This window comes from Peribacillus asahii (genome assembly GCF_004006295.1).
Lineage (GTDB): Bacteria > Bacillota > Bacilli > Bacillales > DSM-1321 > Peribacillus > Peribacillus asahii_A.
The window spans coordinates 4356203-4381045 of record NZ_CP026095.1 but is presented as its reverse complement, the minus strand read 5'-3'; the positions used below and the strand labels follow the sequence as shown (position 1 = coordinate 4381045).

Genomic DNA, 24843 nt, shown 5'->3' with positions numbered 1-24843 from the left:
CTAATTAATGAGAGGGAGAGATTCATATGAAAATCCAGATTGCCGAACAGGGTAATAGTTTTGAGATAGTAGAGTGTGAGCGTAAAATTGTTTATCCATCATCAGCATTTGGCATCATTCGTGAGCATCTCGTCCGAAATATTGGCACCAAACGTGCAAAGAGCTTTTTGTTTCATTTTGGTTGGGAGATGGGGGCGCATGATGGCAAAGAAGCAATGAAAAGTGATGCACCGTTAAAAGAGTTAATAAAAAGTGGTCCACTGCTGCATATTGAAAACGGCCATATTCGTGGATTCCGCCATGAGTGTCAAGTTGATTTTGATGAATCGCAAAAGGTGAAAAATGTATTAGGACAAGGAGCTTGGCTCGGCTCTTATGAAGGTGAAGAGCATCTTAAGCAATCTGGTGTTTCTGATAAACCGGTTTGTCATACGTTAATTGGCTATGCAAGCGGGTTTATGTCGACGATCTTTGGCCAGCCGCTTCTTGCAAAAGAATTGACTTGCATTGCACAAGGGCATGACGAATGTCAATGGGTGGTAAAAACGAAAGAAGAATGGGCCCATGACATGCCGGAAGAACTTGAACTTTACAATGAAACGCCTATTGTAAACGAACTGAAATACACGTACGACCAGTTGTTAGAGCAAAAAAACTTCATAACACAACTGTCGGATTTTCAAAAGAATATGACTGAAGAAGTAATCAATGGTCAGTATTTGCAAAAGATTGTAGACATGATGTATGAAACAATGCAGATTCCAGTGATTGTAGAAAGTATAGACGCTCGCACTATCGTGCATTCTGGATTGTCTGAAGAACAGTATTTGGAATTAAAAGAAGATATGGATCAATATATAGATCAGTATATGTCCAAAGAGCTTCTACAATTTCGCAAAAAGATGATTCAAACTAATCGACAAAAGCGGCTTTTGACACCTGTACTTGTTCAAAGAGAAATATTAGGATGGTGCTCGCTAATCTATGAAGCAGAGGACGGTTACAGTCGTCAGGAAAAAGATTATCTGTTTTTAGATCGTTTTGCCAATGCTGTTTCGCTTGTTTTGTTAAATGAAAAAACAAAATTTGAATCATTTGAACGCATGAAAGGTAACTTTTTAGAAGAGATTTTAGAAGGGAAATTTACAGCAGATGAAATCATAAAAAGAGGTCGCTACGCTGGACTTAATCTTGCTCAACCTTACTATATAGTAGTGCTGTCATATAAAAAAAAGAACTGTTCAATTGAGGAAGATTATTTATTTCAAGAGCAATTTTATGAAGCATCGTTCAGTTATTTCCACGACAAAAAGCAAACGATATTGGCAGGACATCGTGACCAGAAAATTGTTTGTTTTATCCCAAAAAAAGCAGTCTCATCATCCATTGAAGAAGAGATGAATGACTTCTATCATTTTTTAAATAAAAAATACCCACAAGAACATTTTAAAATTGGCATCAGCAATCTTGCTGATAACCCATCAAATGCATTCAAGTCTTATGAAGAGGCGCTTGTTGCTTTACGTTTAACAACGAAAAAACCGGTTGTACCGTTTCGCTCACTCGGTATTATTGGTATTCTAATCAATTCTCAAAATATCAACAGTATTCGTTCTGTAGCCAAACAGGAGCTTGGTTCATTATATAATATAGAAGATCCGAAAGCGGTTGAACTGCTAAAAACCCTCTATTTTTTTCTACTGAATGGTGGGAAATTAGAACAGACGATGAGTGATTTGGCTTTGTCGATGAGTGGATTGCGACATCGTATTCAAAAGATTGAAGGGATTCTTGACAAAGACCTTCGAGATTCAAACGAAGCTCATCAATTGTTATTGCTTATTAAATCGTTAATTGTCACTGACGAATTGCCAATTCTATAGCAAGCGAGATCAGCTATCATTAGCTGGTCTTTTTTATATGAAAAAGTTTAATTTTGATGGTTCTGGTTATAGGCCATAGAGGATCTTTGATGTATACAGAGCAATAAATGTCTGAATAAATTCAATTTAAGGACAATTATTGCTCTAGTTTGAATGTTGTTTCTTAACTACAATTAAATTAGATAAATGAGGAGGGGAAAACTCCTTAAATAGGAAATGAAAGCGATAACAAAATTGATACACTCATTCTTCTAGTTTTAAAAAATACGTAAAAAGAGGTGCAAATAACATGGGATCTCAAACATTAGATAATAAAAATATGACGTTTGAACAGCTTTTAGAAGGGGCAGAAAAAATCGGTCGTTTAGCAGAACAGGAAGCTAAAACAGCAGAAGAAAATGCAACTATTTCTGAAAACGTTATCAATTTGATGAAAGAAACGCAAATTTCAAAGTTAATGCTTCCAAAAAAATATGGCTTTCCACAAGTTGATTTCGCTGAATTTTCAAAAATTATTCGCAAGGTTGCCAATTACAATATTTCTGCAGCTTGGCTAACATTTCTTTACCCATTACACAATTCGCTGCCAGCTTATCTTCCAGAAGTTGAAGGAGAAAAAATTATACAAGATGGCGGTTTAATCTGTGACGTCTTCGCAGCAGTTGGAAAAGCGGAGCCTGATGGTGATGGTGGTGTTCGCGTAAATGGAAAATGGAATTTTGCAAGTGGAGTTCTTTACAGTGATTGGATCGGCCTAGGCGTTATGATGGAATTCCCTGATAGCACAAAACCTGAAATCTGCATGCCAATGTTCCATAAATCAGAAGTGGGAATTGTGAAAAACTGGGATACATTCGGATTACGTGGATCAGGTAGTAACCAAGTAGTTGTCGATAATGTGTACATTCCATTCGAACGGATTATTCGTTTAGAACAAATTGATAAAGTGAGCCGTCCACCGATGGAAGAGTATGATCACGATTATCCATACTATGATGTTCCTTACTTCCCAGCTTTCTATGTTGGCTTCCCAAGCATTGCGCTCGGCGGTGCGGAACGAATCTTACAAGAATTTAAGACGCAAACAGAAAAGCGTATCCGACTTGTCGATGGTGTACGTGAAAGCGAATCACCAAGAAGCCAACGTGTTATCGCTGAAATGACAACAGAATTTCATGTAGCTGAAGCGTTGATGGATAAATATATTCAGTTACTTGATGATAGTAAGAAATTAGGTATAGAGGTACCACGTTCAGAATTCTTCGCTATTCGGACAAAAATTATTAAAACCTGTACAGATATCGCTTATCGTTCTCTTTTAACTTTAGGCGGAGGTGCACTGTACAAAGGTGGTGCAATGGAATTGTTCTTCCGTGACCTTATGGCAGTAGCGACACATAAAACGTCTCTATATGAAGATTCTGTTGCAGCCTATGGTAAAGAATTATTTGGATTTGAAGGCGGCGTTCGAGGATAATAGCCGCTTAACTATAAACAATTTTTATGGAGGTATAAAATCATGGATGATCGTCAATTTCGTACAGCAATGGGTAGATTCGCCACAGGAGTAACGGTAATAGCCACGGAAGTAGAAGGGGAAGCTCACGGCATGACAGCCAATGCCTTTATGTCTGTTTCGCTTGATCCGAAGCTTGTTGTCATCTCCATTGGTGAAAAAGCCAAAATTTTAAATAAAATCAAAGAAAGCGGCATCTTTACTGTCAATATTTTAGCTGCTGACCAACAAGAAATGTCGATGATTTTTGCAGGACAGATTAAAGATCGTCAAGTAGAATTCGGTCGATTAGACAATAAACCAGTTTTACCTGGTGCTATTGCACAAGTTGCTTGTGAAGTATCAGCGGAACATGTTGAAGGGGATCATACCCTGTTTATCGGGAAAGTAACGGATATTCACTTAGAAGAAAAGGAACCTCTTATTTTCTTCAATGGAAAATACCGTTCTCTTGAAGAACAGCCAGCTGTTTTATAAGAAAGTAAAAGAAAGTAAAAGAAAGTAAAAGAAAGGAGATCGTATGGAGACTATTCATATTAACCGGAAAAATTTGCACAATTGGCAAAAGCAATCAGTACCTACAGTAGTGGCTCTTGGATATTTTGATGGACTTCATAAAGGACATTGTCACGTGATAGAAACCGCTCGTTTAAAAGCGAAAGAATATGGATTACCACTATCGGTAATGAGCTTTAGTCCTCATCCCAAAATCGTGCTGTCAAATGGAAAAGAACAAGTACATTGTCTAATGCCGCTCAGTGAAAAAGAAGAAAAGATGAAGACGCTAGGCGCTGATAACTTCTATCTTGTGAAATTTGACAAGGAATTTGCATCACTTTCTCCTGAAAGATTTGTTGAAGAGTATCTGGTTAATCTTGGGGTTGTCCATGCGGTAGCCGGCTTTGACTTTTCCTACGGATCTTTTGGAGCAGGAAATTTAGACAGATTAAAGCAAGATTCAAAAGGGAAAATTGACGTAACAAAAGTGCAGAAAGTCAGTTGTAGAGGAGAGAAAATTAGCTCTACTTGTATTCGAAAACGTATCTTAGCTGGAAACGTCGAAGAATTGCCTGACTTCCTAGGCCATTTATATGAAGTGAAATGTAACTGGAACGGTTTTTTACTTCAGCCTCAGCCGCATTATACAATACCGGCCCCGGGGATTTATGAAGTCATATTAAAAAGGGAAACTAAAGAACTGATCGGACAGTTATACGTAACAGATGACGGTTTGTTGCAATTTGCCCAAAATATTCCGAATCAAATGAAGGGCACTTTGACAATTGTATGGAAGAAACGTATTTCAGTAACACCTTCCTATAAATTAGAAAAAGTGATGAACAATTAATAGACATTATCAAAGTTAATTGAGAAGGAGAGGACCGACATGGCAGAAATTATAGCAGGTGTGGCAATGTCACACAGTCCGATGATTATGACAAATCCGGAAGCAGGCGGCGAGAAAGGAAAACGTTTCATCTCAACTGCAAATGAAATGAACAAATGGCTGAAAGAAAAGGGCGCAGATGTCTTAATTCTTGTGTCCGATGATCACTTCAACAGCTATTTTTATGATCATATGCCTTCCTTCACAATCGGAATCGGTGAATGTGAAGGGTGGGGAGACTGGAAGCTTCCAAAATATAAAATGCCAGTTCAGACAGATTTGGCCAAACATATTCTTAATACAGGTTTAGAAAATAATTTAGATTTTGCTTTCTCGATGAAAATGAAGGTTGACCATGGTCATACACAGTCTATTTACTTCTTAAATGAGGACCTAGAAGTGCCTGTTGTTCCAATCGCAGTGAACACAGCTGCACCGCCGCTACCGACAATGGACCGTTGCTTCCAATTGGGAGAGGTGTTACGTAAAGCGATTGACTCATGGGATTCAGATAAGAAGGTAGCTCTTGTAGCTTCAGGTGGAATTTCCCACTGGGTTCCAATTCCAAAAATCGAGAGCGAAAAGCCAGAAGATCAGCAATTGATTCATGTGTTGAAAAACGGACGTCAAGAAATCGAGCAGTTGGATGAGTATTTGACAGCCCGTGAAACTCGAGTGACCAGCCTTGTATCCGGTCCGGTAAATGAAGAATGGGATCGTGAGTTTTTAAGACTCGTAGAATCGGGCGACTCTTCTGCACTTCGTAACTGGAACTCGGATTTTATTGAAGAAAACGGTGGCAACGGTGGTCACGAAATTCGAAACTGGCTTGTTTTACTTGGTGCATTGCAAGACTTTAAAACAAATGTTGCTTTCTATGAACCGATTCCGGAATGGGTAACCGGGATGGCGATTGTACAATTTCAACGATAATTAAGGAGGAAACATTGATGACAATTTGGACTGAATTTCAAGATGTTGAATTTAAACTTTACTATTTAGATGCAGCGGGTATTAAAACACGTGTATTAGAAGCAGGTGAAGGAGAGCCGTTAGTTTTACTTCATGGTACAGGCGGTCACATTGAGGCTTATGCACGGAACATCCGCGGACTTAGCAAACATTTCCGAGTCATTTGTATTGACATGCTAGGACATGGTTACACAGAGAAACCAGATCACCCATATGGCATTGATTCTTACAGCGACCACTTACTTGGTGTTCTTCAAGCACTTAATTTAAAGAAAGCACATATTTCCGGTGAATCACTTGGTGGATGGGTTGCAGCGTGGTTTGCGGCATATCATCCAGAATATGTCCTTTCTCTAGTATTGAATACTCCTGGGAACGTAAATAATAAACCTGAAGTAATGGCGCGTTTGAAAGAATCAACAATCAAAGCGGTGATTGAAGCGAACTATGAAAATGTAAAAACACGTTTGGAATGGCTCATGTACGATAAGAGTCAAGTGACGGATGAGTTAATCGAAGCTCGTTACAAAATTTATACACAGCCAGAATATCAAAAATCAGTTTATAACATCGTATATCTGCAGGATCCGGAAGCACGTCAACAATACACGTGGGATCCATCATGGTGTGGAAAAATTAATGTACCGACATTGTTAGCTTGGACAGACCATGATCCAACATCAACTGTCGAAGAGGCAAAACCAATTCAAGATATGATTCCGAATAGCGAATTAACGGTAATTGAAGGAGCAGGACATTGGCCTCAATGGGAGAAAGTTGAAGATTTTAACAATACAATCATCAATTTTATCCTTCAAACGGTAAAGTAACTTGAACAAGAGAGGCATCGTATTTTTTACAGAAAGGGGTTTTGTCATTGAGTAGTCAGATAGCAAACCGTATTGATGAAGCGTACAAGCATTTGCTTAAAGCTGAAACAGAACAGCAGTCGGTTGCACCTTTAACTCAATCATATCCAGATTTGACCATTGATGAAGCATATCGTGTTCAATTAAAAATGATTGATCAAAAAGTGCGCAGCGGTCAACGAATTGTTGGAAAGAAAATTGGCCTAACATCTGTGGCGATGCAAGAGCTGCTTGGAGTAGACTAACCAGATTATGGTCATTTATTGGATAGTATGGATATGACTGGAAATGAAAGTATTCCAATGACGGGGCTATTTGAACCTAAAGTAGAAGGTGAAATTGCTTTTGTATTAAAAAAAGATTTGCAGGGTCCATCAGTAACGATTGAAGACGTATTAGCTGCAACCGATTATGTTGTTCCTTCCTTGGAAGTGGTTGATAGCAGAATTAGCAACTGGAAAATCAAACTGACAGATACAGTGGCTGACAATGCATCAAGTGGACTATTTGTATTAGGTAAAGAACATTTTTCAATTAAAGATGTGGATTTAACGAAAGTGGAAATGTGTCTTTATAAAAATGGCGAACTAATCAATAAAGGAACCGGTTTAGATGTACTTGGGCATCCTGCAGCATGTGTTGCTTGGTTGGCTAATAAATTGTATGAATATGGCGTGACGTTAAAAGCAAATGAAGTAATCCTATCGGGAGCTTTATCCGCAGCGGTTATTGCCGAAGCTGGAGACCGTTTCAAAGCAGAGTTTACAAACTTAGGGACAGTTGAAGCATCCTTCTCTTAAAGTAACGAAAGAATAAGGAATAAAGCAAGTTTCTTCCTTATTCTTTCGCGTCTTTTTCCTTGTTTTGCAAGCGTTTTCAAAGGTAATTAGTAAAATAATCATTTCATTTGGATGGAGGGAGTAAAGTGAATCAAAAGGAAGTGAAGAATCAGAGAATTTCTAAAAAAGCATGGGTAATCATTCTTTTATTATTTTTGCTCACTGTTATCAGTAATGCCGATAAAGCGATTATTGGTTTCGCATCAGTTCCGATTATGGACGAGTTGGGTCTATCAGCAGAACAATGGGGGATGGTCGGCAGTGTGTTTTTCTTACTTTACTCCGTTTCAGCAATCCTAGTCGGTGGTTTAGCGGATCGGTTTGGCACACGAATAGTGATTGCCTGTATGGCTGCTGTTTGGGCGATTGTGCAGTTCTCAACCATTTTTGTTAGCAGCTTTGCGTTTCTATTAATCACACGGATTATTTTAGGTGCAGGTGAGGGTCCGGCTTACTCACTGGCAATGACCGCTGCTTCAAAATGGCTGCCTAAAGAAAGACTTGGTATTGGTTTAACGTTAGTATCCGTTGGAGGACCACTTGGAGTAGCAATATCAGCCCCTATTTTAATGCATCTTATTAATAATTATGGCTGGCGCTCTGCTTTTATTGCGACTGGAATTGTTGGTGCCATTTGGATCGTATTTTGGTTATTCACAGTAACAAAGAAAGATGATGTAAAATCAGCAGAGACAATAAAGGTTGCTAATGCATCTTCAAGTTTACCAGCAACTAAATTCTCATCTGCATTGCTATCTAAAAATTTTATCTTAATCGCTCTATGTGGATTTGCCACTTATTGGTCATTTACCATTGGTCTTAACTGGCTCCCTAACTATTTGGAAAATATCCGTCAATTAAGTGAAGATCAATTAAAGATTGTAGTAGCTTTACCTTGGATTCTTATCACAATATCTCAGATTGTATTTTCTAGCCTTTCTGATCGTATTTACTATAAAACCAAAAATGTGGTCAAGGGACGAGTGTTTATTCTTGGACCTGTCATGGTGGCAGGAGCAGTTAGTTACTTTTTGGGAACCATAGTTAGCTCTAATTTCATGGCAATTGTTCTACTATCCCTTGGATTAACGTTTGGATGTATCACATTAGTTCTTGGACCTACAATTCTAGTAGATATAGTGTCCAAACAACACCAAGGTAAAATTCAAGGCTGGTTTATGGCATTCACTTCATTGGGTGGTATCGCTGGACCATACGTAACAGGTTATCTTATTGAAAACGCATCAAATCCAGCTTCAGGGTTTCATTATTCTTTCCAAATGTGTGCGTTAGTTCTTCTTATTTCTGGAGGGCTATTGTGGATTGCTGTACGCCCAAAGAAATTTGCATCAAATGAGTTATCAACTAATAAGGTAAATGTTCAGTAAGGTGTTGACTTTACTTTGAAAGAAATAAGGCGTTTGAAGACTCTAAACCAGGAGTAACGATTAAGCCTATTCTAAAAATTAATTAAATGATTTTATTTCTTTAGTTTTCAGGAATGAAAAAAAGCTTTGGGAGAGTCATCCAAAGCTTTTTATAGTTATCAGTCCAAAATCAACAGTATAGTCTTTAAAATAAATCAAAGTATGCTTTTAGTCCATTTGTGATTCCAACAGCGGCATCATTTTGAAATTCAGTTGTTGAAATAATCTCTTCTTCATTTGGATTAGAAATGAATCCTAGTTCTACTAAAAGCGATGCGCCGTCATTTGTACGTACGACTTGGAAGTTTCCTGTTTTTGAACCGCGATTTTTTAAACCTGTACTTTTAATTAATTCCTCTTGAACGATTTCAGCTAATTCTTTTTCATTCATGTACGTCGTCCAATAGAACGTATCAATGCCGTTGGCTGTTTTGTCGGCGCTTGAGTTAAAGTGAATGCTAATGAATACATCTGCATTATTCTTTTTACTAATTTGTACTCGTTCTGATAGAGTTGGATAGGTATCTCCCGTTCTTGTCATCACGACTTTAGCTCCAGCTGCTTCTAGTTTTGCTTGGACCTTTTTCGCAGTAGCGAGTGTTAAATCTTTTTCTCTATGCTCACTTCCAATAGCGCCAGGATCTTGAGCTCCATGGCCTGGATCAAGCACGATAACTTTGTTTTTTAATCCTTTTGTCCACTTTTTATTAGATACATAGGCAAGAGAAACCCAACCGGTTACATTATTAGAAGTAACGACTTGTCCCCAATCTCCACTTGTTTGTTTTAATGTTAAAGCATCCCCGCGAGAAGCTGTTTCTAAAATGGCAGATGAGGAACTTGCTGATTTACGAACGTTTAACGTTTCCGATATAACATAGCGCATATTGCTATTTGAAACCGTCTCAGCACTTGCTGTGACTTTTGGTTTTGTTGTAGATAAGTATTTCATCGAAACCCAACCGGTTACGCCGGAAGCCGTTTTAATTTTTGCCCAATCCCCTGATTTTGAGTAGTAAGTAACAGCTGCTCCTTTTTTAATGGCTGTAAGCACTTTAGCTGAAGTATTGCCAGCTGTTCTAACATTTAATGAATTCGACGTCACGTAATACGTTTTTGTTACGACAGGCTTTGTTTTCGATAAGTATGTAAGCGAAGCCCAGCCTATCGTTCCTGAGCTCGTTTTTACTTTTGCCCAGTTACCAGACTTTGAGTAGTAGGTAACAGCATCGCCCTTTTTAATAGTTTCTAAGATTTTTGCTTTAGTAGTGCCGGATTGGCGAATATTTAACGTATCAGAAGTCACATAATATGTAGTTGTAGAGGCTGTTGTAGCTGCTGCTTTTGTGCTGGAAATATTCTTTTTTGTAACCCAGCCTGTCTTTTTATTCGATGATACATAGACTTGAAGCCAGCTGCCTTTAGTCGCTTTCATTTGCACAGAGGTACCTTTTTTTAGGGTAGCTAAAGATGTGCTGTTAGAGCTGTTCGATTTGTATAGTTTTAATGTAGTAGAGGTTACATATCCTATTTCATTTATGTATGTAGTAGAAATCCAGCCCGTTTTTGAGCCATATTTAATTTGAGACCAGCTGCTTTGTTGTTTCGTAATCGTTACAATCTTCCCTTTTTTCAAGGTGCCGATTGTTTTGGAACTAGTCGATGCTTTTTCGCGAACATTGAGAGTGTTTGCAGTAACGATGCCTTCCTTACTCGCTGCAGAAACAAAATGGCTTTCGATGGAAGAAGAGAAGGTGGCAAAAAATACAAAGGTAGCTACGAGTATTGTCATTACTTTACTTTTCATAAAGCTTTCCTCCTGTGATTTTTGATGGGGTAATACGAGACTTTATATATATTTAATAGTCTTATTTTTAACCCTTTTTACTATTAAAATAGAAAATTATCTCAGTAATTATAGTACATTATACGACAGTGTAATGGTAGTTCTTTCAATGCGTTTGTGTCAAATTAGGAAATTATGAGTAGTAATTTGTATGAAATAGGGATTTTGTAGAGTTTTTTCAATGTTGTGAAGGATGGAGTATTTTGAATACTAATGAGGAAAAAATAAAAAACGAGCGGAAGACATATTGACAAATAGATGAGGACATCCTATGGAAAATAATTAGAGTGTTTGATAAGAAGAGAAAGTAAGTTTCTATTTTACGAGTTTTTGTTAATCAACAGTGTTTTACCACAGAGGCTTCACTTAATAAGTGTATATTTTATGATTAAACGTTATAATGAATTCATTTAGGAAGCTATTTGTAAAGATTGTCAAAGAGAATGACTTTCACTAAACTAAGAAATAATGCCCTTTATGATAAGGAGATGGACAATATGATTACGAAATTTCTTGCTGCGCTTTTTTTGCCTTGTCTTCTTGTAATGTTATTTACAAGGGTTACGTATAACCATGTTGTAGGATTAGTTTTAACGGTGGCATTAATTGCAGCATCCGCATATAAAGGCTATACGCATACATGGCCTCTCATTGTGATCGATGCGTTTTCGTTAACGCTAGGTTTTTATTTATCATCGAAAATGATGAAGAGAACATCGAAAAGCGCCTGAGCAGGTGCTTTTTTTAGCTTATTTAAATCTCCTCCCGCGATTCATAGATAATGAAGCTTATGTACCAAATACAGGTTCATGAATAACATAAGGTAACTTCTTACGAAGGAGCATGTCGAATATGATTACTCATGGAGAAGATCTCCTTGTTGCAGGAGCATGGATACTCGGTTTTGGGGCGCTTGTTGATGCAGTCGGGCAAACCCGACAAACTTTTACAAGCAGCAATCTTGGTAAAGATTTAATTATAAAAGGAAATGGAATTGAAGCTTTTGGCAATTCATTGCAAGCTATTGGCAGAACTAAGCTGTTAAGACCAGAGAGCGGTCTAGCGGAACTATATACGATTTTTGGTGCCTGGGTTGAAGCTGCTGGTAATACTACAAATGCAGTTGGCGTAGATATGGAACTGAATGTTTCAGAAGAAGGAGGAGCAAAAGTAGATGCTCTCGGCAGTGGAATTCAAGGTCTGGGTGCCGCTTTTGAAGCAGTAGGTGCATTTCTTGAAGAGGATTCATCATTTAGGTCCCTTGCGATTACGGGAAATAGTTTTATTTCTTTAGGTTCTTTTTTAGGAGCAGTTGGCAAGATTTTTATTTTAAACGATAAACATATAATTGGAGAGCGCATTTTATTGGTTGGAAGCTGGATTCTAGCTATTGGTTCATTTATATTAATTCGTGCCATTACTCTTGAAGTGGAGTCCGATTTATCTTCAGAAACGGAAAGTGATACTTTGTCTCCTTATTCCTATCATTAACAGTATAGATAGGTTATATGACATGGTTGATAGTTGGCTCATTTTAGTGAAACTGTGGTTTCGCTAAAATGAGCCAACTATCGTTATATTAATATTATAGCTAAAAAGTAAGAATGGACGTTCGCTTTTGTTGGTTTGTAGATGGTCAGTTGTGGTAGAATGTGTATATATGAGATAAAACGGTTACGTAGGAGGCAATGTTAGTGAAGGATGTTTTTGAGTTAGTCTCTAAATATTCTCCTCAAGGAGATCAGCCTGCAGCGATTCAAAAGATTGTGGAGGGCATTAATGAGGGCAAAAGGTATCAAACATTGCTTGGTGCAACGGGAACAGGGAAGACGTTTACGGTATCTAATGTCATTAAAGAAGTGAATAAACCGACACTTGTGATTGCTCATAATAAAACATTAGCAGGGCAGCTTTATAGTGAGTTTAAAGAGTTTTTCCCGAATAATGCTGTTGAATATTTTGTTAGTTACTATGATTATTATCAGCCAGAAGCGTATGTGCCTTCGACAGATACATTTATTGAAAAAGATGCGAGTATTAACGATGAGATTGATAAATTGCGGCATTCGGCGACATCATCATTGTTTGAACGGGACGATGTCATTATTATTGCGAGTGTTTCTTGTATTTATGGTTTAGGTTCTCCTGAAGAGTATCGCGAAATGGTCGTATCATTGCGCACAGGAATGGAAATTGATCGAAATGCATTGCTTCATAAGCTTGTCGATATTCAGTATGAACGAAATGACATTCAGTTCACAAGGGGAACGTTTCGGGTACGAGGCGATGTTGTTGAGATTTTTCCGGCTTCACGTGACGAACAATGTGTTCGAGTGGAGTTTTTTGGTGACGAAATTGATCGAATTCGAGAAGTAGACGCATTAACGGGCGAAATTACAGGGGAACGAGAGCACATCGCTATTTTTCCAGCGTCCCACTTCGTTACTCGTGAAGAAAAGATGCGCATAGCGATTGAGAATATTGAGAAAGAATTAGAAGAACGTTTGAAGGAGTTACGTGACAATGATCAACTGCTTGAGGCACAGCGTCTAGAGCAGAGAACGCGCTACGACTTGGAAATGATGAGGGAAATGGGCTTCTGTTCCGGGATTGAGAATTATTCACGTCATTTAACCCTTCGTCCAGCGGGGGCAACACCTTATACGTTATTGGATTATTTTCCAAAGGATTTTCTGCTTGTTGTCGATGAATCACATGTGACATTGCCGCAAGTTCGCGGAATGTTTAATGGGGACCAAGCGCGTAAGCAAGTGCTAGTGGATCATGGATTTCGATTGCCATCAGCGAAGGACAATCGACCTTTGCGTTTTGAAGAGTTTGAAGAGAAAGTAAGTCAGGCTGTTTTTGTTTCAGCGACGCCGGGTCCATTCGAATTGGAGCATACGCCAGAGATGGTCGAACAAATCATTCGTCCTACCGGCCTGCTTGACCCGCTTATTGATGTACGACCAATTGAAGGTCAGATTGATGACTTGATTGATGAAATTCAAGAGCGGATTCGGAAGAATGAACGCGTCTTAATTACAACCTTAACGAAAAAAATGTCCGAAGACTTAACCGATTATTTAAAAGAAATCGGCATTAAAGTGCAATATTTACATTCAGAAGTGAAAACGTTAGAACGAATTGAAATTATTCGCGAGCTTCGTATGGGGAAATACGATGTGTTAGTCGGAATTAACTTGCTTCGAGAAGGTTTGGACATTCCAGAGGTGTCGTTAGTAGCCATATTAGATGCTGATAAAGAAGGCTTCCTTCGTTCGGAGCGGTCGCTCATTCAAACGATTGGGCGGGCAGCACGAAATGCAAATGGGCATGTAATTATGTACGCCGATCGTATGACAAATTCAATGGAGCTAGCCATCGAAGAGACAAAGCGTCGTCGTGAAATTCAAGAACGTTATAATGAAGAACACGGAATTGTCCCGCAAACGATTCAAAAAGAAATTCGTGATGTCATTCGCGCAACGCATGTAGCAGAAGAATCAGAAACTTATCAAGAAAAACCTGCACCAAACTATGCAAAATTATCGAAGAAAGAGCGCGAAAAAGTGATGCAGCAATTAGAATTAGATATGAAAGAAGCGGCTAAGGCGTTAGACTTTGAACGAGCAGCCGAACTTCGTGATTTATTACTAGAGTTAAAAGCGGAAGGATGACGAGAGTATGGCAATGGATAAGATTGTAATAAAAGGTGCCAGAGCCAATAATTTAAAAAATATTGATGTGACGATTCCAAGAGATCAACTAGTGGTTATTACAGGATTATCAGGGTCTGGTAAGTCGTCCTTAGCTTTTGATACGATTTATGCAGAAGGACAAAGACGGTATGTAGAGTCTCTTTCCGCTTATGCACGCCAGTTTTTAGGGCAAATGGATAAGCCGGATGTCGATTCAATTGAAGGATTATCACCAGCTATTTCCATTGATCAAAAAACCACCAGTCGAAATCCCCGGTCAACAGTCGGAACAGTAACAGAAATCTATGACTATTTACGACTGTTGTTTGCTAGAGTAGGGCGGCCTACTTGTCCGACTCATCACATTGAAATTAGTTCACAAACAATTGAACAAATGGTCGATCGGATTTTAGAATATCCGGAGCGGACAAAGCTTCAAGTGTTAGCGCCCATCGTTTCTGGACGAAAAGGGATGCACACGAAGCTATTAGAAGATATAAAAAAACAAGGCTATGTTCGCGTGAGAATTGATGGGGACATGTATGATTTAAGCGAGGACATTAGTCTTGAAAAAAATAAAAAGCATTCCATTGAAGTGATTGTTGACCGAATTGTCATTAAAGAGGACATTGCGTCGCGTTTAGCCGATTCGCTTGAAAGTGCGCTTAAATTAGGTGACGGAAAAGTCATCATTGATGTGATCGGAGAGGAAGAATTACTGTTTAGTGAGCATCATGCTTGCCCGCATTGTGGTTTTTCGATTGAAGAGCTGGAACCGCGTATGTTTTCATTTAACAGTCCATTTGGGGCTTGTCCTGATTGTGATGGCTTAGGAGCTACATTAGAAGTGGACCGTGACTTAGTCATTCCAAATCCAGAGCTAACTCTGCGTCAACATGCTATTGCGCCTTGGGAGCCAACGAGCTCGCAATATTATCCGCAACTGCTTGAAGCGGTTGCTAAACATTACAATATCGATTTAGATACTCCGGTCAAAGATATATCAGAAGAACAAATGGAAAAGGTATTAATGGGTTCAGGTTCAGACAAAATCTATTTCCGCTATGAAAATGATTACGGTCGAATGCAAGAAGGGCATATTCAGTTCGAAGGTGTATTGAAAAATATTGCCCGTCGTCATAAGGAAACGAACTCCGATTATATTCGTGAGCAAATGGAAAAATACATGTCCACACGTGCTTGCTCAAGCTGTAAAGGAAATAGATTGAAGAAAGAAAGCTTGGCCGTCCTTATTCAAGGCAAACATATTAGTGACACAACTTCATTATCCATTGAAGAGTCACTTGAATTTTTTGAGCACTTACAACTTACGGAAAAAGAAGCAGCGATTGCAAAATTAATTTTACGTGAAATTCAAGAACGACTCACTTTCTTAGCGAATGTTGGATTAGATTACTTAACGTTAAGTCGAGCGGCTGGTACATTATCCGGCGGAGAAGCACAGCGAATTCGTTTAGCGACACAAATTGGTTCGCGTCTAACAGGTGTACTGTATATTTTGGATGAACCGTCGATTGGTTTACATCAACGAGATAATGATCGGTTGATTGCAACGCTAAGAAATATGAAGGAAATTGGAAATACATTGATTGTTGTCGAGCATGATGAAGATACGATGCTTGCTGCCGATTATTTAATTGATGTCGGTCCTGGAGCCGGTACTCATGGCGGGCAAATTGTTTCAGCTGGTAAACCAGAAGAAATTATGAAAGATGAAAAATCCTTAACCGGTCAATATTTATCAGGGAAGAAATTTATTCCGCTTCCTTTAGAACGTCGTAAAAGTGATGGACGTTTTATTGAGGTAAAAGGTGCGAAGGAAAATAATTTAAAAAACGTCAATGTAAAGATTCCACTTGGGATGTTTGTAGCGGTAACAGGCGTATCTGGCTCCGGAAAAAGTACGTTAGTAAATGAAATTGTTCATAAAGAATTAGCGCAAAAATTAAATCGCTCCAAAGTGAAGCCTGGTGCATTCCGAGAATTAAAGGGAATTGAACAGTTGGATAAAGTCATCGATATTGATCAATCACCAATCGGTCGAACGCCAAGATCGAATCCAGCCACTTATACAGGCGTATTTGATGATATTCGTGATGTGTTTGCGGCAACGAACGAAGCAAAAATTCGAGGGTATAAAAAAGGGCGCTTTAGTTTTAATGTAAAAGGTGGTCGCTGTGAAGCGTGTCGCGGCGATGGAATTATTAAAATTGAAATGCACTTTTTACCGGATGTTTATGTACCTTGTGAAGTGTGTCACGGGAAACGGTATAACCGTGAAACACTTGAAGTGCGTTATAAGGGGAAAAATATTTCTGATATTTTAAATATGACAGTAGAAGATGCACTTGTCTTTTTTGAAAATATCCCGAAAATTAAACGGAAAATACAAACGCTTTATGATGTAGGGTTAGGTTATCTTAAACTTGGTCAGCCAGCGACTACTTTATCTGGCGGAGAAGCGCAGCGGGTGAAATTGGCATCGGAACTTCACCGTCGTTCAACAGGACGCTCTTTCTATATATTAGATGAGCCAACGACAGGTCTTCATGTGGATGATATTGCCCGACTTCTTATTGTGCTCCAACGCTTAGTGGAAAATGGTGATACAGTTTTAGTTATCGAGCATAATTTAGATATTATTAAGGCGGCTGATTATTTAATCGATTTAGGTCCTGAAGGCGGCGATAAAGGCGGAACGATTGTCGGCTATGGAACGCCGGAAGAAATTTGTCAAATTCCTGAATCGTACACAGGGAAATATTTGCAGCCTATACTTACAAGAGATCGAAGTCGAATGGAAAAGAGAATTGAGGAAAGAGAACAATTTGTGTAAAAAGGCAGGCCATTTTGGCTTGCTTTTTTTGTGGAATTTTTATTCAATACCGATTATTTCCGAGGAAATCGTCGAATGGAAGAAACATGAAACCTTTTAACCATCTGGGCGTATGTATAGAGTATAAAGCAGAAAGTGGGGAGTAGCGATGCAGGAAGAAAAGAAAAGAATTCTTCAACTCGTTCAAGATGGCAAAATCACCGCGGAAGAAGCGTTAACTATTTTAGAGGCATTAGATAAAGCCGGGAAAGAAAGTGAACAGAAAGAGCAAGTGTTAAAAAATGAATTGTCAACAGAAGTAATTGAGGCGAAGAAGCAATATCAAGATGACGCTCATGATACATTTAAGAAAAATATTCAATCATCGAAAGAGAAAATTTTCGAATTTGTTGAAAGTGCTTTTCAAAAAATTAAAGATACAGATTTAGATTTTAATTTTGGGAAATCATTTACTGTTTCTCATATCTTTCAGCATGATGAAAAGGTCATTCAAGACTTAGATGTGGATATCGCAAATGGGAAAATAAAAATGATTGCCTGGGATCACCATGATGTGCGTGTAGAGTGTGAAGCAAAGGTGTACCGCGTGGATGACCAGGATCAAGCGCGTGAAGCCTTCTTAAACGAAGTGATATTTGCCATCGAAGATGGAACGCTGAAATTTTACTTACAAGAAAAGGGCATTAAAGCAGATGTACTCATTTATGTCCCGCAAAAAGAATATAAGCAGCTTCGGATTAGGATGTTTAATGGAGGAGTAGCCGCAGAATCCTTAGCTGCAGAAGAAGTCAAAGTCAAATCAGCGAATGGATCGATTTCAATGGATAGCGTCAGAGGGGAGAATTGTGAATTAGAAACAGGAAATGGTACGATTACGATTCAAGCGTCTCGCTTTGACAAGGTTGAAGCTGAAACGCTGAATGGGGCGATTGAAGCTGGAGGACACTTTAAAAAGGTGGATGTACAGACCTTTAACGGGCAAATTATTTGTCGGAATGACAATGAAGAAAGTGATTCTTTATATGCTAAATCGATTACAGGGAAGATTCAGCTGTCTGTAGCTTCGGGAGCTGCTGTATCAGGGGAGTTAAAATCGAATTTAGGTGGTTTTAATGTCAATCTAGAAGGAATCAAAATTGTAGAAGAAAAAAGCGATGTAATTCAGAAAGTATTAAAGTTTCAAACCGTGTATGATCAAACGCCGGTTTTGCATATTTTTGCAGATACGAAGACCGGTGCAATCTCAGTTTCATAATGATAATAAGGAGGCTTGTCGAATTCGGCAAGCCTCCTTATTATGGAAGGCTGTGTTAAATAATATGGTTGATTAAGTGAGCTAAAAATCCACAGCGTTCTATAAAAAATCCATATAAAAAAAATCACACCGATTTAGAAAATATTTGCTTATAAAAACGCATTGTTTGGATATTGCCGGAAAAATGCTAAAATGGAATGAGCATTGAGTCAAAAAATTTTACTCCAAAAAGGAGGGCAACCTAGATGGCTAAAGTTCGTATAAAAGATGTAATCGATGCGTTTAACCTTGAGCTTGTTAGTGGTGAAGAAGGAGTTAACCGACCGATTTTGACAAGCGACTTATCTCGTCCGGGACTTGAGATTGCGGGTTTTTTTGATTATTATCCAGCTGAGCGTGTCCAATTATTAGGGCGGACAGAAGTGTCTTTTTTTACACGACTTAATGAAGCGGAGCGTAAACATCGTATGGAAGAGCTTTGTCGTGACTCGACACCAGGGATTATTATTACGCGTGGTCAGATTGTGCCGGAAGAATTAATCGAAGCTTCTGAACGAGAGTCGGTTCCAGTTATGCTGTCAAATATGAAAACAACACGGCTGTACAGTCGCTTAACAAACTTCTTGGAAAGCAGGTTAGCTCCAACAACAGCTGTGCATGGTGTGTTAGTAGACATTTATGGCGTAGGTGTTCTTATTACAGGGAAAAGTGGTGTTGGAAAAAGTGAGACAGCACTTGAATTAGTGAAGAGGGGACATCGCCTAGTGGCAGATGACTGTGTAGAGATTCGGCAAGAAGATCAAGATACGCTTGTTGGAAATGCTCCAGAACTCATTGAGCATTTGCTTGAAATCCGTGGATTAGGCATTATTAATGTGATGACACTGTTTGGAGCAGGAGCTGTTCGCAGTAATAAAAAAATCTCGATTGTTATTCACCTGGAGCTTTGGGAGAAAAACAAGCAATATGACCGAGTTGGGTTAGATGAAGAAACCATGAAAATTATTGATACAGAAATTACAAAATTAACAGTACCTGTCCGACCTGGTCGAAATTTATCGGTCATTATTGAAGTGGCAGCGATGAATTATCGTTTAAAACGAATGGGAGTAAATGCTGCTGAGCAGTTTTCAGATCGTTTGAATCATGCGATTGCAGAAGCAGATCATGATGATTTTTAAGTAGAAAAGAGGGAGATAAATGGAACAAGATATTCAACCGATTGGCCGTGTGGCGCTTGATTTAGGTGTGCTCCAAATTAATTGGTACGGCCTTATTATTGGGATTGGTGTGTTACTCGGCCTTGTGCTTGCTATTCGAGAAGCAGAGCGAAGAGGATTACATAAAGAGTTATTTGTTGATTTAATTTTATTTGCGGTGCCTATTGCCATCATTTGTGCACGCATCTACTATGTCATTTTCCAATGGGATTACTATTCGCAGTATCCAGGTGAGATTATTAAAATATGGAATGGTGGTATTGCGATTCATGGTGCGTTAATTGGTTCTGTGTTAACAGCGATTGTTTTTGCGAAGGTTAAAAAAGTTTCTTTTTGGAAAATTGCTGATATTGCAGCACCGAGTTTATTGCTTGGACAGGCAATTGGCCGGTGGGGAAATTTCATTAACCAGGAGGCACATGGCGGAGAAGTCACAAGAGCTTTTTTAGAAAATCTGCATTTGCCACAATTTATTATTAATCAAATGTATATTAACGGTGCTTATTATCATCCAACCTTCTTATATGAGTCATTGTGGAATTTACTTGGTGTAGTGATTCTTTTATTACTAAGAAAAGTAAATTTACGCCGCGGTGAAATTTTCTTAGCTTATTTATTCTGGTACTCAGTCGGTCGTTTCTTTATCGAAGGATTGCGTACGGATAGTTTAATGTTAACAGAATCGCTTCGAATGGCACAGATTCTTTCATTAACTCTTATTGTTGTGGCGGTTGCTTTATTCGTCTATCGTCGATTTAGCGGGATGGCGAAGCAGCGATATTTAGATGCTTAGGATGAGAGAAAAGGAGAGAGGGTTATGTACGGGGAGTCAGTGAAGAAGGGATTCATGGTTGGGTTAAAGACAACATGGACGTTAGGAAAAGTTATTTTTCCAGTTACGTTAATTGTGACCATTCTTCAATATACTCCGATTTTGCCATGGGTGATTGATTTAATTAGTCCATTCATGGCGTTGCTCGGTTTATCTGGAGATGCGGCCATTCCGCTTGTTCTCGGAAATTTTCTTAATTTATATGCCGGGATTGCGGGGATTTTGACGCTCGATTTGACGGTAAAAGAAGTATTTATTATTGCCGTTATGCTTTCTTTTTCGCATAACTTGCTGATTGAGACGGGTGTTGCGATGAAAGTAGGCGTGAAGCTGTGGGTGATTTTGACGGTGCGACTTGGATTAGCTTTGCTAGCTGCGGTGATGATTAACCTCTTATGGGATGGGGGATCAGAAATGGCGCAGTATGGGTTTGTCAGTCAACAAACTGCTGAAATTACAGGTGTGTGGGCCATTGTCTCTCATGGTATCGTGAAGGCGCTGCTAGGGATTGTTCAACTTGCGCTCATTGTCATTCCATTGATGGTCATTATTCAAATTATGAAAGATAAAAAATGGCTGGAAGCTTTTTCACGAATGCTTGGGCCGGTTATGAAGGTATTAGGCATGAAGGAGAATGCAGCGCTGCCATTTGCAACCGGTTTAACAATCGGGCTTGCTTACGGGGCAGGGGTCATGATTCAAGCTGCTAAAGAAGAAGGTGTGTCGAAAAAAGATATGACATTAGCTTTTATCTTTTTAGTAGCATGTCATGCCGTAGTAGAAGACACGTTAATCTTTATTCCATTAGGGATTCCTGTTCTGCCTCTATTAATCATTCGGTTAGTAACGGCAATTGTCCTGACAATCGCCGTAGGATATATATGGAATCGCTATGAAAGTGTGCAAAGAAAGGGAGCTGTGTATGAGCAGTAATATTTCTACTTTATTATTCGATTTAGATGGAACTTTAATTAATACAAATGAATTAATTATTGCTTCTTTTACGGAAACACTCAATCATTACTATCCAGGACAGTATAAACGGGAAGATATTCTCCCATTTATTGGTCCGTCTTTAATAGAGACTTTTTCATCCATTAACCCGGAGCTTGCGGAGGAAATGATAGCTTTTTACCGCAAGCATAATTGGGAGCACCATGACTTGCTTGTGACGCAGTTTGATGGCGTATACGAGACGATAGAAAGCTTGTTTCAAAGCAAGTATAAGCTGGCCATCGTTACGACAAAAAAACGAGATATCGTTGAAAGAGGACTCAAGTTAAGCAGATTAGATCAGTTCTTCGATGTAGTCGTGACGATGGATGATATCGAAAAGCCTAAACCAGATCCGGAGCCGCTTTTAAAGGCGTTGAATGCTCTTGGTTCAGATCCAGCTGAGGCGATGATGATTGGAGATAATTATCACGATATTCTCGGTGGAAAAAATGCAGGGACGAAGACGGCCGGTGTAGCGTGGTCGTTGAAGGGAACTGAGTTTCTACAAACGTATCATCCGGATTATATACTAAATTATATGTCAGATTTAATCGATATTTTACAAGGGAAGACGGTATGAGAAGAACGGTCCGCTATCCAGTCGAAGGATCTAATTCGCTTTGGCAAGTGTATAAGACCGTGTCCTTTTGGAAAGTTGTTAAGTGCTTTATCATCATTCAAATTGCTCGTATTACACCCTTTATGTCTGTGAAGAATTGGATGTATCGAACATTCCTGCATATGAAAATCGGCAAGCAAACGTCCTTTGCGCTGATGGTCATGCCTGATACGATGTTTCCTGAAAAAATATCGGTCGGGAATAATTCCATTATTGGATATAATACGACCATTCTTGCCCATGAGTATTTAATTCACGAATATCGTTTAGGGGATGTTGTCATTGGTGATGAGGTGATGATTGGAGCAAACTCCACGATTCTTCCAGGTGTAATCATTGGAGATGGTGCGATTGTTTCTGCAGGGTCCCTTGTTCATAAAGATGTGCCAGCGGGTGCTTTAGTCGGTGGAAATCCAATGCGCGTCATTTATACGAAGGAAGAAATGGAAGAGAGAGCGCGAAACTAAATGATTGTAATAGAACTTATTCCCCATTAGGAGGGTAAGTTCTTTTTAGTGTAGTTTTTTAAAGATATCAGATAGGCCGCTTTTAATTTGGGCTAATATCTTTTCAATAGAGACATCTTCATCTGCCGTTGCAGATTCATAGGTTTGTCTTAATAGACGAAAGAAATGTTCTTGCTGTTGTTTATCCATAATTGATTGAGCCCCCTGAATCTTAGCTTTTGAATGTTACCTTACAGTTTGGTCCCCTTTATATTGTGAAAATAGGCTGTGATTTCTCACAGCCTATTTCTCTATTTCGATACTTCAGTTTTTACTAAATCTGCAATTAACACGTATCGTTCAGGCGCATTACCAATATATGAAAAAGGATAGCAGGTGGTGACCGTTAAGGTTGCCTTCGGTTTAGGAACAATGACGGTACGGTCATCCGCATCTACAATTCGCACTTTTCGTACTTTAAATGTGAATGTACCTGCTTCTGTGTTTGTAATAAGTAAATCGCCTTTTCCTACTTCGCCTAGCTTTCGAAATACAGTATCGCGGTGTCCTGATAGTACGGAATTGTCTGTTTCACCAGGCAGCACCGAACCTGCATAATGCCCAACACCTTTCTCCAATTCATCTTCATCGGTTCCATGATAAATGGGCAAAGTGCTGTCTAATTTAGGAATGTAAAGATCTCCTATCATATCTCCTTTTTCAGGCCGAGTAGGATATAATTCCTTTTGTTCTGTTACTTCGCTCTTTTCTTGAGCAGCCGTAACAGAAGCCTCTTTTTTATCCCCTTTATCATAACTTTTTAGCAAGGGATAAGCATTCGTTGCTGCGAAATATACGCCTATAAATAACAGACAGATTGCTAAGAATAGGCTGATTCTTTTCTTTCGTTTGGAATGCCTATTGTTTTTCATAGATTAGTTCATTCTCGCTTTTCTGAATAAAACAAATGCTAAGCCAACAAGTAAAAGTCCTAGAATTGTGTTCATGGCATAATTACCTGCCGTGTTAGGTAGTAAGCCGCCTTTAACGGTTTTTGGGACAGTTTTGTTCGCGTTAGCTTCTGATTTTATTTCTTTAATGACTTCAGGCGTCTCTTTCAAGCTTTGGGCTGTCTCTTTAATCAAATCACTGCCAAACATCTCACTAGTTACAATCAAATCTAGCAGCAGGTTTCCATTTAAATCATGGATGGCAATTAGTAAACTAGCATCCGGTAATTCTTCCATGCTATACAGTTCCTGTATGGAAATTGGGGTTGTCACACCATCTTTGATTAAGGCAAATTTAAATTGAACTTGAAGTAAGTCTTGTACATCATTATAGATAGAGAATAATTCTGCTATCTGTTCAACCGTCAGATCATCTAATGTTTCGAATTGTTCAAACTGTAACATACGGTCAGATAAAGCCATTAATTGATCTTCAAATCCAGGTTGTTCAAAAATCGGTTCTAGATATGTGAATAAGCGTTCTAACTCTTCCTCATGTATATCAAATTCAGCAAGACCGTCTAACAATTCAGCCGAGTCTATATCACCCATGTCTTGGTCGAAAAGAATGAGCAGTTCGATATCAGAGACGAAATAAAAGGAATCAAGAATCGTTTCTCCTTCTTCCATTTCTCCGTATTCAATGAGTAAAGCCGTTAACTCTTCTTCTGTCATGTCATATTCATGTAGTAAATCTTCTAGGGTAGCTGGAGTTAAAGCAGGCCCTAACATATCACGAAGTTCATCAATAGAAGAAAATTCTTCTAATTCGACACCGTAGTAGTCTAAGTACTCTTCCAATTCTGTTTGTGTCATATTTACTTCAGTTAAATAGTCCTCTAAGTCTTGTTGACTAAGAGAGGCAGCAGCGTATCCAGGACTGCTTGTTAGTGTAAAAAACAGTACTGTTGCTAGAATAATGGATAAAAATTTCTGCATGTTCTTCCTCCTAAGTTATATTACCTAATTAGCTATCAAATTAAAATTATAGTTCTTAACAGTTTTAGTTGTAAGCGGTAAATGTTTCAAATGTGAAATGGGTGAATAGTCCTGATAAGGGTGAGCTTGTTAGTTCAGATATAAAAAGTCCTTCATTAAGAAAAGGAAAAAGGAGTTTGCACTTGACTGTTCACAGGGGCAGGAGTACACTACATATAACTTCACTTTG

General features: G+C 38.8%; 21 protein-coding genes and 1 pseudogene. 18 read left to right on the top strand and 4 right to left on the bottom strand.

Annotated elements, in window-relative coordinates; genetic code table 11:
* Nucleotides 1-26: 26 nt before the first annotated feature.
* From BAOM_RS21655 to BAOM_RS21620, 8 genes and pseudogenes are all read left to right on the top strand, one after another.
* Nucleotides 27-1883, top strand: a complete 1857-nt coding sequence (locus tag BAOM_RS21655) for a V4R domain-containing protein (protein ID WP_127762065.1) — start codon at nucleotides 27-29, stop codon at nucleotides 1881-1883.
* A gap of 289 nt (nucleotides 1884-2172) precedes the next feature.
* Complete coding sequence (locus BAOM_RS21650) at nucleotides 2173-3360, top strand: acyl-CoA dehydrogenase family protein (RefSeq protein ID WP_127762064.1); 1188 nt, start codon at nucleotides 2173-2175, stop codon at nucleotides 3358-3360.
* A 42-nt stretch (nucleotides 3361-3402) separates the two neighbouring features.
* On the top strand, nucleotides 3403-3876 hold the full coding sequence (locus tag BAOM_RS21645; RefSeq protein WP_127762063.1) for a flavin reductase family protein: 474 nt from the start codon (nucleotides 3403-3405) through the stop codon (nucleotides 3874-3876).
* Between the two features lie 43 nt (nucleotides 3877-3919).
* Nucleotides 3920-4747, top strand: coding sequence for an FAD synthetase family protein (locus BAOM_RS21640; protein WP_127762062.1), 828 nt, complete (start codon nucleotides 3920-3922; stop codon nucleotides 4745-4747).
* Between the two features lie 39 nt (nucleotides 4748-4786).
* The gene (locus BAOM_RS21635) at nucleotides 4787-5719 is read left to right on the top strand and encodes a DODA-type extradiol aromatic ring-opening family dioxygenase (protein WP_127762061.1); all 933 of its coding nucleotides are present in this window, start codon (nucleotides 4787-4789) and stop codon (nucleotides 5717-5719) included.
* A 17-nt stretch (nucleotides 5720-5736) separates the two neighbouring features.
* Nucleotides 5737-6588: an alpha/beta fold hydrolase gene (locus BAOM_RS21630; RefSeq protein ID WP_127762060.1), complete on the top strand. Its 852-nt coding sequence runs from the start codon at nucleotides 5737-5739 to the stop codon at nucleotides 6586-6588.
* Between the two features lie 59 nt (nucleotides 6589-6647).
* Nucleotides 6648-7427: pseudogene (locus tag BAOM_RS21625) on the top strand (2-keto-4-pentenoate hydratase).
* 125 nt (nucleotides 7428-7552) lie between these two features.
* Complete coding sequence (locus BAOM_RS21620) at nucleotides 7553-8854, top strand: MFS transporter (protein WP_164853307.1); 1302 nt, start codon at nucleotides 7553-7555, stop codon at nucleotides 8852-8854.
* Between the two features lie 184 nt (nucleotides 8855-9038).
* On the opposite strand, the gene BAOM_RS21615 is transcribed toward BAOM_RS21620, so the two are convergent.
* Nucleotides 9039-10700 carry an N-acetylmuramoyl-L-alanine amidase family protein gene (locus BAOM_RS21615; RefSeq protein ID WP_127762058.1) on the bottom strand — a complete coding sequence of 554 codons (1662 nt, stop codon included), beginning with the start codon at nucleotides 10698-10700 and terminating at the stop codon, nucleotides 9039-9041.
* Between the two features lie 536 nt (nucleotides 10701-11236).
* On the opposite strand from BAOM_RS21615, the gene BAOM_RS21610 reads away from it, so the two are divergent.
* The 10 genes from BAOM_RS21610 (at nucleotide 11237) to BAOM_RS21565 (ending at nucleotide 22686) form a co-directional block, all read left to right on the top strand.
* Nucleotides 11237-11470 carry a CsbA family protein gene (locus BAOM_RS21610; RefSeq protein ID WP_127762057.1) on the top strand — a complete coding sequence of 78 codons (234 nt, stop codon included), beginning with the start codon at nucleotides 11237-11239 and terminating at the stop codon, nucleotides 11468-11470.
* Nucleotides 11471-11591: 121 nt separating this feature from the next.
* Nucleotides 11592-12230 carry a DUF6944 family repetitive protein gene (locus BAOM_RS21605; RefSeq protein ID WP_127762056.1) on the top strand — a complete coding sequence of 213 codons (639 nt, stop codon included), beginning with the start codon at nucleotides 11592-11594 and terminating at the stop codon, nucleotides 12228-12230.
* A gap of 203 nt (nucleotides 12231-12433) precedes the next feature.
* Nucleotides 12434-14419, top strand: a complete 1986-nt coding sequence (gene uvrB / locus BAOM_RS21600; protein ID WP_127762055.1) for an excinuclease ABC subunit UvrB — start codon at nucleotides 12434-12436, stop codon at nucleotides 14417-14419.
* A gap of 7 nt (nucleotides 14420-14426) precedes the next feature.
* Nucleotides 14427-17297: an excinuclease ABC subunit UvrA gene (uvrA, locus tag BAOM_RS21595; protein WP_127762054.1), complete on the top strand. Its 2871-nt coding sequence runs from the start codon at nucleotides 14427-14429 to the stop codon at nucleotides 17295-17297.
* A gap of 148 nt (nucleotides 17298-17445) precedes the next feature.
* Complete coding sequence (locus tag BAOM_RS21590; protein ID WP_127762053.1) at nucleotides 17446-18552, top strand: DUF4097 family beta strand repeat-containing protein; 1107 nt, start codon at nucleotides 17446-17448, stop codon at nucleotides 18550-18552.
* Nucleotides 18553-18797: 245 nt separating this feature from the next.
* Nucleotides 18798-19733: an HPr(Ser) kinase/phosphatase gene (gene hprK / locus BAOM_RS21585; RefSeq protein WP_127762052.1), complete on the top strand. Its 936-nt coding sequence runs from the start codon at nucleotides 18798-18800 to the stop codon at nucleotides 19731-19733.
* A gap of 19 nt (nucleotides 19734-19752) precedes the next feature.
* Nucleotides 19753-20565 carry a prolipoprotein diacylglyceryl transferase gene (lgt, locus tag BAOM_RS21580; protein ID WP_127762051.1) on the top strand — a complete coding sequence of 271 codons (813 nt, stop codon included), beginning with the start codon at nucleotides 19753-19755 and terminating at the stop codon, nucleotides 20563-20565.
* A gap of 24 nt (nucleotides 20566-20589) precedes the next feature.
* Nucleotides 20590-21537 (top strand): nucleoside recognition domain-containing protein, encoded by a 948-nt coding sequence (locus BAOM_RS21575; RefSeq protein WP_127762050.1) that lies wholly within the window; start codon nucleotides 20590-20592, stop codon nucleotides 21535-21537.
* Nucleotides 21527-22180 (top strand): pyrophosphatase PpaX, encoded by a 654-nt coding sequence (ppaX, locus tag BAOM_RS21570; protein WP_127762049.1) that lies wholly within the window; start codon nucleotides 21527-21529, stop codon nucleotides 22178-22180. The genes BAOM_RS21575 and ppaX overlap by 11 nt, the downstream gene beginning before the upstream one ends.
* Nucleotides 22177-22686, top strand: a complete 510-nt coding sequence (locus BAOM_RS21565; protein WP_127762048.1) for an acyltransferase — start codon at nucleotides 22177-22179, stop codon at nucleotides 22684-22686. Before ppaX ends, BAOM_RS21565 begins: the two co-directional genes overlap by 4 nt.
* Nucleotides 22687-22731: 45 nt before the next feature.
* Here the strand turns inward: BAOM_RS21565 and BAOM_RS24660 are convergent, their stop codons facing one another.
* The 3 genes from BAOM_RS24660 to BAOM_RS21555 form a co-directional block, all read right to left on the bottom strand.
* The gene (locus BAOM_RS24660; RefSeq protein WP_164853306.1) at nucleotides 22732-22875 is read right to left on the bottom strand and encodes a hypothetical protein; all 144 of its coding nucleotides are present in this window, start codon (nucleotides 22873-22875) and stop codon (nucleotides 22732-22734) included.
* 101 nt (nucleotides 22876-22976) lie between these two features.
* On the bottom strand, nucleotides 22977-23597 hold the full coding sequence (locus BAOM_RS21560) for a class D sortase (RefSeq protein WP_127762047.1): 621 nt from the start codon (nucleotides 23595-23597) through the stop codon (nucleotides 22977-22979).
* Between the two features lie 3 nt (nucleotides 23598-23600).
* Complete coding sequence (locus BAOM_RS21555) at nucleotides 23601-24614, bottom strand: processed acidic surface protein (RefSeq protein ID WP_127762046.1); 1014 nt, start codon at nucleotides 24612-24614, stop codon at nucleotides 23601-23603.
* Between the last annotated feature and the right edge of the window lie 229 nt (nucleotides 24615-24843).

What these genes read in the sequence shown, in the direction of transcription:
- BAOM_RS21645 (WP_127762063.1), top strand. Translation starts at nt 3,403, where the DNA reads ATGGATGATCGTCAATTTCGTACAGCAATGGGTAGATTCGCCACAGGA.
- BAOM_RS21650 (WP_127762064.1), top strand. Translation starts at nt 2,173, where the DNA reads ATGGGATCTCAAACATTAGATAATAAAAATATGACGTTTGAACAGCTT.
- BAOM_RS21630 (WP_127762060.1), top strand. Translation starts at nt 5,737, where the DNA reads ATGACAATTTGGACTGAATTTCAAGATGTTGAATTTAAACTTTACTAT.
- BAOM_RS21605 (WP_127762056.1), top strand. Translation starts at nt 11,592, where the DNA reads ATGATTACTCATGGAGAAGATCTCCTTGTTGCAGGAGCATGGATACTC.
- lgt (WP_127762051.1), top strand. Translation starts at nt 19,753, where the DNA reads ATGGAACAAGATATTCAACCGATTGGCCGTGTGGCGCTTGATTTAGGT.
- BAOM_RS21640 (WP_127762062.1), top strand. Translation starts at nt 3,920, where the DNA reads ATGGAGACTATTCATATTAACCGGAAAAATTTGCACAATTGGCAAAAG.
- BAOM_RS21575 (WP_127762050.1), top strand. Translation starts at nt 20,590, where the DNA reads ATGTACGGGGAGTCAGTGAAGAAGGGATTCATGGTTGGGTTAAAGACA.
- BAOM_RS21590 (WP_127762053.1), top strand. Translation starts at nt 17,446, where the DNA reads ATGCAGGAAGAAAAGAAAAGAATTCTTCAACTCGTTCAAGATGGCAAA.
- ppaX (WP_127762049.1), top strand. Translation starts at nt 21,527, where the DNA reads ATGAGCAGTAATATTTCTACTTTATTATTCGATTTAGATGGAACTTTA.
- BAOM_RS24660 (WP_164853306.1), bottom strand. Translation starts at nt 22,875, where the DNA reads ATGGATAAACAACAGCAAGAACATTTCTTTCGTCTATTAAGACAAACC.
- BAOM_RS21560 (WP_127762047.1), bottom strand. Translation starts at nt 23,597, where the DNA reads ATGAAAAACAATAGGCATTCCAAACGAAAGAAAAGAATCAGCCTATTC.
- BAOM_RS21635 (WP_127762061.1), top strand. Translation starts at nt 4,787, where the DNA reads ATGGCAGAAATTATAGCAGGTGTGGCAATGTCACACAGTCCGATGATT.
- BAOM_RS21555 (WP_127762046.1), bottom strand. Translation starts at nt 24,614, where the DNA reads ATGCAGAAATTTTTATCCATTATTCTAGCAACAGTACTGTTTTTTACA.
- BAOM_RS21615 (WP_127762058.1), bottom strand. Translation starts at nt 10,700, where the DNA reads ATGAAAAGTAAAGTAATGACAATACTCGTAGCTACCTTTGTATTTTTT.
- uvrA (WP_127762054.1), top strand. Translation starts at nt 14,427, where the DNA reads ATGGCAATGGATAAGATTGTAATAAAAGGTGCCAGAGCCAATAATTTA.
- BAOM_RS21610 (WP_127762057.1), top strand. Translation starts at nt 11,237, where the DNA reads ATGATTACGAAATTTCTTGCTGCGCTTTTTTTGCCTTGTCTTCTTGTA.
- BAOM_RS21655 (WP_127762065.1), top strand. Translation starts at nt 27, where the DNA reads ATGAAAATCCAGATTGCCGAACAGGGTAATAGTTTTGAGATAGTAGAG.
- hprK (WP_127762052.1), top strand. Translation starts at nt 18,798, where the DNA reads ATGGCTAAAGTTCGTATAAAAGATGTAATCGATGCGTTTAACCTTGAG.
- BAOM_RS21565 (WP_127762048.1), top strand. Translation starts at nt 22,177, where the DNA reads ATGAGAAGAACGGTCCGCTATCCAGTCGAAGGATCTAATTCGCTTTGG.